This window comes from Pseudomonas lactucae (assembly GCF_036688725.1).
GTDB classification, from domain to species: domain Bacteria; phylum Pseudomonadota; class Gammaproteobacteria; order Pseudomonadales; family Pseudomonadaceae; genus Aquipseudomonas; species Aquipseudomonas lactucae.
In genome coordinates this window covers 24,155-33,267 of sequence record NZ_JAQQPT010000014.1, presented here as the reverse complement: position 1 = coordinate 33,267, position 9,113 = coordinate 24,155, and the positions used below count along the sequence as shown (strand labels likewise).

General features: G+C 56.2%; 8 protein-coding genes and 1 tRNA gene. 4 read left to right on the top strand and 5 right to left on the bottom strand.

What is annotated here, in order from left to right; translation table 11 throughout:
- Positions 1-359: 359 nt before the first annotated feature.
- Together V6M90_RS17165 and V6M90_RS17160 are read right to left on the bottom strand one after the other, a co-directional pair.
- Entirely contained in the window at positions 360-1,034 is a 675-nt protein-coding gene (locus V6M90_RS17165) for an inovirus Gp2 family protein (RefSeq protein WP_060691149.1), read from the bottom strand.
- 435 nt (positions 1,035-1,469) lie between these two features.
- Positions 1,470-1,658 carry an AlpA family transcriptional regulator gene (locus tag V6M90_RS17160; protein WP_332846826.1) on the bottom strand — a complete coding sequence of 63 codons (189 nt, stop codon included), beginning with the start codon at positions 1,656-1,658 and terminating at the stop codon, positions 1,470-1,472.
- A 404-nt stretch (positions 1,659-2,062) separates the two neighbouring features.
- Between V6M90_RS17160 and V6M90_RS17155 the strand changes: the two genes are divergently transcribed.
- Positions 2,063-2,917 carry a hypothetical protein gene (locus V6M90_RS17155; RefSeq protein WP_332846825.1) on the top strand — a complete coding sequence of 285 codons (855 nt, stop codon included), beginning with the start codon at positions 2,063-2,065 and terminating at the stop codon, positions 2,915-2,917.
- Between the two features lie 127 nt (positions 2,918-3,044).
- On the opposite strand, the gene V6M90_RS17150 is transcribed toward V6M90_RS17155, so the two are convergent.
- Positions 3,045-3,134: transfer RNA gene (locus V6M90_RS17150), tRNA-Ser, on the bottom strand.
- Positions 3,135-3,453: 319 nt separating this feature from the next.
- Between V6M90_RS17150 and V6M90_RS17145 the strand changes: the two genes are divergently transcribed.
- From V6M90_RS17145 to V6M90_RS17135, 3 genes are all read left to right on the top strand, one after another.
- On the top strand, positions 3,454-4,146 hold the full coding sequence (locus tag V6M90_RS17145) for a crotonase/enoyl-CoA hydratase family protein (protein WP_332846824.1): 693 nt from the start codon (positions 3,454-3,456) through the stop codon (positions 4,144-4,146).
- A gap of 211 nt (positions 4,147-4,357) precedes the next feature.
- Positions 4,358-5,104 (top strand): lysophospholipid acyltransferase family protein, encoded by a 747-nt coding sequence (locus V6M90_RS17140; protein WP_332846823.1) that lies wholly within the window; start codon positions 4,358-4,360, stop codon positions 5,102-5,104.
- Between the two features lie 42 nt (positions 5,105-5,146).
- On the top strand, positions 5,147-6,118 hold the full coding sequence (locus tag V6M90_RS17135; RefSeq protein ID WP_003175558.1) for a magnesium and cobalt transport protein CorA: 972 nt from the start codon (positions 5,147-5,149) through the stop codon (positions 6,116-6,118).
- Here the strand turns inward: V6M90_RS17135 and V6M90_RS17130 are convergent.
- Together V6M90_RS17130 and V6M90_RS17125 are read right to left on the bottom strand one after the other, a co-directional pair.
- On the bottom strand, positions 6,096-6,839 hold the full coding sequence (locus tag V6M90_RS17130; protein ID WP_042945144.1) for an amidotransferase: 744 nt from the start codon (positions 6,837-6,839) through the stop codon (positions 6,096-6,098). The two genes, V6M90_RS17135 and V6M90_RS17130, sit on opposite strands and share 23 nt — an antisense overlap.
- A gap of 116 nt (positions 6,840-6,955) precedes the next feature.
- A complete protein-coding gene (locus tag V6M90_RS17125; protein WP_332846822.1) occupies positions 6,956-9,103 on the bottom strand; it encodes a 3-hydroxyacyl-CoA dehydrogenase NAD-binding domain-containing protein in 2,148 nt (715 codons plus the stop codon).
- Positions 9,104-9,113: the final 10 nt, after the last annotated feature.

Sequence of the window (9,113 nt, the reverse complement as noted above, 5' to 3'; positions counted from 1 at the left end):
TCGATAGAGCGGAGCTTACCTCAATCCAGTAGAGTTCATCCCTGCTCGTACTATGGCTGCAACAACGATGAGCGACACAAAACGGTAGTCCCCCGATGTCCTCTTTGGGTCGATAGCAACCTGTCCTTGGAGGCTCAGTTCGCCATGACCGACCCGGCGTATGGTCTAGCATCAAAGTCCTGGTACGAGCTTAAGTGAGGTCACTGTCATACCGACATGACCGATGTCACTTCCACATACCTAAACTTTTCCCTCGCCCCTTGGTAGCTCCTGCTCTGCCAGGAGGGTGCCGAACGCTTCACATTCGTCCCCTAGTACAGGTCTAATGGGCGAACTACACAAACTTGAGCCCAAAATTGTCACCCTCTACTGCAACCAAACCCATGCTGATTGCTTCCGTAGACCTTGGTAGCCGACTTACAGAGGTAGCTAGCCCTTCTGAATAGCGAACCAAGCCCATCGTCACCAAATCCTTTCGCAGATTTTTCCCTGACTACTCGGTAGGTCGCGTTATCTGGAATTTCTACCAGCCCTACAACTAAATCGACTGGTATCCCCAGCGCGCTCGCCCACGCCTCGTTCAGGCGGCTGAACATGTTGGCTCGGTCTGAGGCGATTTTGCCTACTGTGTAAAAGGCATCTCGGTTCAGCAAGATCAGCAGGTGGTAGTGCGACCTTCCACGCCACCCTTGCTCTCGTGCCCAGGCATACCGAACTTTGCAGCTATGAGCGTGCCTGTATCGCCGTGAAGCCATTTCGCGATGATGCTTGACCTTTGATTTGAATGAGGCAAAGAACCTGCTAATGACCTCGTTGGAATCCACGTAACCGTCAAGTTCAATATCACAGGGAAGCCGAAGATCCACCCTGAACGCCAGCACCCTGGGATATTGATCAAGAGCCAGATCAATGGTGCGTTTTAGATCAGCAAGGTATTCGCGGATGAATGGGCCTTTCTCCACCATCACTGGCAGCCCTTCGAAGGTGTCGTCGTAGTGGAAGTGAAGGTTTCGGTTATCGGGATGACGAAGCATGATTACTACTCTTGGAGTGGAGGTCATAACCTCTGCATCCTGAGTAGTTTTTAACCCTGCCTCCTTCCTGCCCCAGATGCATTCGCTTTCAGGGGATGCTCCTAGCGGATGGGTATCTGTACGGATCTATAAAGCATATTACCCGCACCGAGAAAGTCGTCTCCGAGAGCTGCGAAGGCAGATCGCTGAAATCCCAACGATACTTTGAGTTTTTGATAATCCCTTCACTCTGGAAAAAAAGCCCCCCATGCATGCGCCTCCTCACACTGTCGCGGATCACGCTATCAGCAATCGTGATCAACTCAACTGCGACATAGGCCATGACTCATTGAAGCGACCGCAATGACCCGCAAGGCCTCCGGCATAAGCGCCATGGTCGGAGTTGATCCGACCATGGCGCTTATGCCGGTTAGTCCACACCCTTCACGCAACAAATTATTCGGCCGTGTCGCGCTCTTCGATTCGAGCCAGAATCCACTCGCGTACCTCCTCCTCCACCCAACCAACGCTGCGCTCTCCCAGTGAAACCGGCTTGGGGAAGGCTCCTTCGGCGATGTACTTATAGATAGTAGAGCGACCCAGACCGGTTGAGTCGATGACGTCTTTCAGGCGAATGATCCTCATGAACGGGGCTCCTTTGTTCGTTCAGAGGATTGGCAGGACGGGTAAAAAACTACAGCGACGCGTCTTCTTACCTGTCACCTACACCTAAACCCCACAAAAGAGTCGATAGTCGTGCACTCGCAGACAACCGTCCTCCGCCCAAGAGCTTTCAAACGTCATCCCAGCGTATGTGCGAAAGCATAACTTCATCATTAAAACTATATAAACCCGTGTTAAACCCAATAGACACTTAGATTATACCCAATATTTTATTCATAGAATCACCATAGAGCCAACATAGAATAACCATGGAATTTTTATAGAATTACCCTAGAATGCCTATAGAATTCTTATAGGTCTGCTATAGAATCACTATATATTTTTCATAGAAAAAATTGACAAACCACCTGCGAAAGGATGCCTCCATGCCCTTCAGCTTTGACAACGACAAGAAGGATGAGCTAAGCCGATTACTCAACGACCCTCGTCGCGATAACCGTCGTGACATCTGGTTATGGCTATGGCTGTACCGCCATCACAACGCCCATTTTGACTCCGCTAGCTGTAACAGCAGCACCATGAGAGAAACCATTGCCGATTTTCTGAGAAGCCAGAAGTACATTCTTGAGCTCATAAATGCGGCGAAAGCAAAATCCTTGTTACCGACAAACACCCTAAAGTGGATTAAGGGCGGTGAGCGCCAACGTGAGTGGCTTCTCAATCGACTCGAAGTGCTCATAGACTCATGGCCCACCCCCAGCCTGGCTCGGGGATTAGTGCATCTCACGGACAAAAACTATCTCATTGCCATGCTCGACATCTGGGATATAGACATTGCAAAAAAAGCAGTTGAAGTAGAACAACTGCGCCAGGAGTGGATCAGGCACAAGGCGAGCGACAGCAAGTTCGCCTGGTTTGAAGATGAAAAAACAAGCGCCCAACGCTGCCAATGCGCCTGGGAGTGGCTAGTAAAAAACCATACCCCCTTAGAGACGAACCAACTTCCAATAAGCAGCTATGAGGATCTGCTGATTTTCTTCGACAAAGAAAATCTTGCTCCCTACATGCAGAAGACGATCATTCAACAGATCAAGAGGAAATGGAGCCGCAAGCAATTTGACGAGCGCTCAGCAGACAAGAAACAGGTTAACGTCATGCTCTCGAACAGCGTGATAAAGCAGCTTGATCAGCTCGCAACGAAGCATGAGCTGAAACGAGCCCAAGTAATCGAGCTCCTAATCACAAAGGAGGCCAACCAGACCACGATTAAAAAAGGATAGTTCGTACGATGGCAGGCTTAAGGGCTCTCGGACCAGACCGTGCGAAAGCTAAGTGGGGGAACAAATGGGGGGACAAAATCATCGGACAAGAAAAAGCCCCGTAAAACGGGGCCTTTTCATAACAATGTGGCGGTGAAGGAGAGATTCGAACTCTCGATACAATTTCTTGTATACACACTTTCCAGGCGTGCTCCTTAAGCCACTCGGACACTTCACCGTATCTCGTCAAACCAGTTCAGTCTGTCGAGGCGCGCTAATGTAGTCGAAAGCGGTTCTGATGGCAAAGGTTTTTTTGAGAATTTTCATGCGGTTAGACCGTTATGCCGGAACCTGCCTGGCGTTGGGGGTGATTGTGCCAATCTCGAGCAGGGTTCATGAGGGTCCAGGCGAGGCACTGCAGCCTGCCGCAGGCCATTTGCGGGCATGGAAGCGGGAAATGTCTGACTGGCCAGTCAGTCACAGCGCTTTACCGGGACGGGCGTGGTGGGTAACGTCTGCTGCATTCTTCTATAACAAGTCCTACAAGGAACCGCGTCATGAGTGAGCTGATTGCCTACAAACTCGAAGACGGTATCGCGACCCTGACCTTGAGCAACGGCAAGGTGAATGCCATTTCTCCGGCGGTGGTGAGTGCGTTTAATGAAGCGCTGGACCAGGCCGAGAAAGATCGGGCAGTGGTGGTGATCACCGGGACGCCGGGGATTCTGTCAGGGGGTTATGACCTGAAGGTAATGACGGCCGGCCCGAAAGAAGCCATCAGCCTGGTGACCTCGGGTTCGACCCTGGCGCGCCGGTTGTTGTCGCACCCGTTCCCGGTCATTGTGGCGTGCCCTGGGCATGCAGTGGCCAAAGGCGCGTTCCTGCTGTTGTCGGCGGACTATCGGATTGGTGTGGAAGGCCCGTTCAGCATCGGCCTGAACGAAGTGGCCATCGGCATGACCATGCACCATGCGGGGATCGAGCTGGCGCGGGATCGTCTGCGCAAGTCGGCGTTTCATCGCTCAGTGATCAATGCCGAGATGTTCGACCCGCAGGGTGCGTTGCAAGCGGGCTTTCTCGATAAGGTGGTGGCGCCGGAGGAACTGCACGCTGCGGCGCTGGAAGCGGCGCGCCAGTTGAAGAAGCTCAATATGAACGCGCACAAGCACACCAAGTTGAAAGTGCGCAAGGCGCTGCTGGAAGCCCTGGACGAGGCGATCATTCAGGATCAGGGTCATATTCTGAGCTGATCCTTACAAGCTAAACACCAAAGCCCGATTTCACGTCGGGCTTTTTCTTACAGATGACTCCGAAACATCTTTAACCGCTCTAGCCTGACCTGTCGCTGGATGTTGAAACATGCGCTTAAACATCGTCCATCTCCTACCTATTAAGGGGCAATTGCCGAATACAGTGCACATCCGTACACTGCGCCACCTTTTGTTCCGATAGGCCGCGTCGATGCTTTTTCTGTTGCGTATGCTGTTGATGGGCCTGCATTTTATGTTCGCCGGTGTGCTGGGCGTGTTGATCGGTATTTGCCGGCCGTTCAATCCGGATAACAGCCGTCTGTGCGCTCGCCTGTATGCGCGGCCCGCCATGAAGATTCTGGGGCTGAAGGTGACGAGCGATGTCGATTCGCTGCGCGACAAGCCCGGCACCTGCGTGGTCATTGCCAACCACCAGTCCAACTATGACTTGTTTGTGTTGGGCAACGTGGTGCCCCACCGTACGGTGTGCATCGCCAAGAAGAGCCTGAAATGGGTGCCCTTGTTCGGCCAGTTGTTCTGGCTGGCGGGCAATGTACTGATCGATCGCGGCAATGCGCACAAGGCGCGCCGCGCGATGCTCACCACCACACGCACGCTGCAGCATGAGGACACGTCGATCTGGGTGTTCCCGGAAGGCACGCGCAACTTCGGCAAAGGCCTGCTGCCATTCAAGAAAGGCGCCTTTCATATGGCAATCGCGGCGGGCGTGCCGATCGTGCAGGTGTGCGTGAGCAATTACGTCACGCATATGAAGCTCAATCGCTGGAACAGCGGTGAGGTGCTCATACGCTCGTTGGCGCCGATTCCTACCGCCGGGCTGACGACGGAAGACGTACCGGCATTGATGCAGGCCTGCCAGGCGCAGATGGATGAATGTATCGCCGCAATCGACCGCGAACTGCAAAGTGCCCCGACAATAGAACTCCCGTCCAGCTAAGCTGCCCAACACCAGTCCCCCTGATAAGAAGTGATCAGCACCATGGGTAGAGTCGTTGCGGCCGCCGTCTACAGCGCCGGTAAGAAAGTTACGGATATCACCCTTGATGAAGGCGCGGCCTGGGCCGCCAAACCGGGGCACTTTGTGTGGATCGGCCTGGAAGAGCCCAACGCCCAGGAGCTCAGCAACCTGCAACGCCAGTTCAACCTGCACGAGCTGGCCATCGAGGACGCGCTGGAAAAACACAGCCGCCCCAAGCTGGAAACCTTCGGCGATGCGCTGTTCATCGTCACCTACTCACCGGTGCGCGAGAACGGCAAGCTGGAGTTTATCGAGACCCATATCTTCGCCGGCAAGGGCTATATCATCACGGCACGCAATGGTCACTCAGCGTCCTACGGCTTTGTGCGCCAACGCTGTGAGGCAAGACCACTGTTGCTGGAGCACGGGGAAGATTTCGTACTGTATGCGCTGCTGGATTTCGTCACCGAAAATTACCAGCCAGTGAGCGAGGCCATCCACGCCGAGATCGATGAGCTGGAACGCAACGTGCTGTGCAGTTCTCTCAGCGAGCGCGATATTCAGAAGATCCACGGCCTGCGCCGCGACGTGCTGCGGCTCAAGCGTTATGTCGCGCCGATGGTGGAGATCAGCCAGGAACTGCAGAAGCTGAGCTTCCCGTTTATCGACAAGAACATGCGCCCGTATTTCCGTGACGTGCAGATCCATGTGACACGGCAGATGGAAGACCTCACCACCCTGCGCGATATCGCCAGCCAGACCATTGAGATCGGTGTGTTGCTCGAGGCGTCACGCCAGAGCGTGGTACAACGCAAGTTCGCCGCCTGGGCGGCGATCCTGGCATTCCCCACCGCAGTGGCAGGGATTTATGGGATGAACTTTCAGAATATGCCCGAGCTGCAATGGCACTACGGCTATTTTGCGGTGCTCGGGTTGATTGCGACAGGTTGCACCGGCTTGTGGGCCAGCTTCAAGCGCTCTGGTTGGCTTTAGCGCCCGTCTCGGGTTTATGCGCTACAAAGCGCATCATCCATTCCGCCACCGTGGCTCCGTGGTGGTCACGCTCCAGGCTTGCAACACCATTGGTGTAGACCTTTTCCCCCAGCGTTGTCTGAAGAATCTCCAGCAACTCGCGGGAATAGTCATGGATGAACTCCGGGTGCCCCTGGAAGCACAGCACCTGGTCGCCGATGTGGTACGCGGCAAACGGGCAAAAATCGCTGGAGGCAATGACCGTGGCATTGTCGGGCAAGGTGGTGACTTGGTCCTGATGGCTGATCAAAAGCGTCAGCTCCGGTACCTCAGGGCTCATCCAGGGTGCCTGGGTATCGAGCTTGTAATCATGGATGCCCATGCCCCAGCCTTTGCTCGCGCGCTCAGCCTTGCCGCCGAGCAGCAACGCCAATAGCTGGTGACCGAAGCAGATACCCAGCAATTTGTCGCCACGCTCATAGCGCTGGAGCAGGTAGGTCTTGAGGGTCTGGATCCAGGGGTCGCTGCCGAAGGAATCGGCCTTGCTGCCGGTCACCAGGTACGCATCAAACACCTCGTCGTCCGAAGGGTATTGACCCTGCACCACGTTGTAGACCACAAATTCGGCGGCAATCGGTTGCTTGGCGAACAGGCGCTTGAACATCTGCCCGTAACCTTGGTACTGATCGATCAAGCCTGGACGCAGGATATCGGTTTCCAGGATGCAGACGCGTAGCGACATAAAAAATACCTGACACGGCGATGGGAATATCGAACACCCAGAGCCTGCCTTGAAACACCCCTCCAAGGCAAGCCCCGCAGGGGCTCTTTGTGGGGAAGCCCCCTCCCACACGTTGATCACCGAAACAGTTCATCTCGTGCGGCTTTATCGAGCAACAACGCCGGCGGCGAGAACCGCTCGCCATACTGCCCCGCCAAATAGCGCGCGCGGGCGACGAAGTCGTTCAAGCCGTACTGGTTGATAAACTGCAACGCCCCACCGCTCCACGCCGCAAAACCAATGCCGAAAATCGACCCCAGGTTCGCATCGGCGGTCGACGTCAATACGCCCTCCTCCACGCAGCGCACGGTTTCGATGGCCTGGATAAACAGCAAGCGGTCGCGCACATCCTGCGCCGAGATCTGTCGGGCCGGTTGTTCAAAGCGGCGTTTGAGTTCGGGCCACAAGTACTTTTGCCCGCCGCTGGGGTATTCATAAAACCCGGCGCCTGCCGCCTTGCCCAGGCGTTTGCATTCGTTAACCAACAGATCGATGACCGCCGTCGCCGGATGCTCCGGTACGCTCTTGCCTTCGGCCTGCAGATCTTTGGTCGCCTGCTGTCGGATATGACTCATCAGGCTCAGGGACACCTCATCGGACACCGCCAACGGCCCCACCGGCATGCCAGCCTTGCGCGCTTCGGTCTCGATCATCGGCGCCGCCACGCCCTCGCCGAGCATGGCGATGCCTTCGTTGGTGAAGGTGCCGAACACCCGCGAGGTGAAGAAGCCGCGACTGTCGTTGACCACGATCGGAGTTTTCTTGATTTGCAGAACGAAATCGAAACCTCTCGCCAGCGTTTCGTCCGAGGTATGTGCGCCCTTGATGATTTCCACCAGGGGCATCTTGTCCACCGGGCTGAAAAAATGCAGGCCGATGAATTTGCCTGGGTCCGGCACTGCCTTGGCCAGGCCGCTGATGGGCAAAGTGGAGGTATTGGAAGCTATCACCGCATCGGCGCCGACTATATGCTGCGCGGCGGCCGAGACCTTGGCCTTGAGCTCACGGTCTTCGAACACCGCTTCGATGATCAGGTCGCAGCCGGTCAGATCTGTATCCGAGTCCGTAGGATGAATCCGCGCCAAGGTGCTTTCCCGCTGCTCGGCGCTCAATTGCCCACGGCCGACTTTCTTGTCCAGCAACGCCGCCGAGTGCGCCTTGCCCTTCTCGGCGGCGGCCTGGGTGACGTCCTTGAGCACCACGTCGATCCCCGCGCAGGCGCTGACATACGCAATGCCCGCGCCCATCATGCCGGCGCCGAGCACGCCGACCTTGCGCGTCACATACGGCGCAAAGCCCTGGGGCCGCGAGCGACCGGCGTTGATCTCATTGAGCTGGAACCAGAAGGTGCCGATCATGTTTTTTGCCACCTGTCCGGTGACCAGTTCGGTGAAGTAGCGGGCTTCGATCAGATGCGCGGTGTCGAAATCCACCTGGGCGCCTTCGACGGCGGCGCAGAGAATGTTCTCCGGAGCCGGGAAACACCCGTTGGTTTTGCTGCGCAGGATCGACGGCGCAATCGCCAGCATCTGCGCGACTTTCGGGCTCGACGGCGTGCCGCCGGGGATCGAATACGCCTTGTTGTCCCACGCTTGTCTGGCCTCGGGATTGGCCAGAATCCAAGCGCGGGATTTGGCCAGCAGCGCGTCGCGGTCCACCGCCAGCTCATTGATCAAACCGGCTTGCAGCGCCTGTTGCGGACGCACTTTTTTACCTTCCAGCAAATACGGCAGGGCTTTTTCCAGGCCGAGCATGCGCACCATGCGCACCACGCCACCGCCGCCCGGCAGCAAGCCCAGGGTCACCTCCGGCAACCCCAGTTGCACCGACGGGTCATCCAGCGCGATGCGGTAATGGCACGCCAGGCAAATCTCCCAGCCACCGCCCAGAGCCGCGCCATTGATCGCGGCCACCACCGGTTTGCCGAGGGTCTCCAGGCGACGCAACTGCGCCTTCAATAACAGCACGCCGTCGTAGAAGTCTCTGGCGTGGGCCTTGTCGACCTTGATCAGTTCATTGAGGTCGCCGCCGGCGAAAAAGGTCCTCTTCGCCGAGGTGATGATCACACCGGCAATGTGGTCCTTTTCCGCTTCAAGCCGCAGAACAGTGGCCGCCATCGCCTCGCGGTACACACTGTTCATGGTGTTGGCGCTCTGGCCGGGCATGTCGAGGGTCAGCACCACGATCCGGTCCTGGCCTTTTTCGTAACGAATGGCATCGCTCATCAGAAATTCC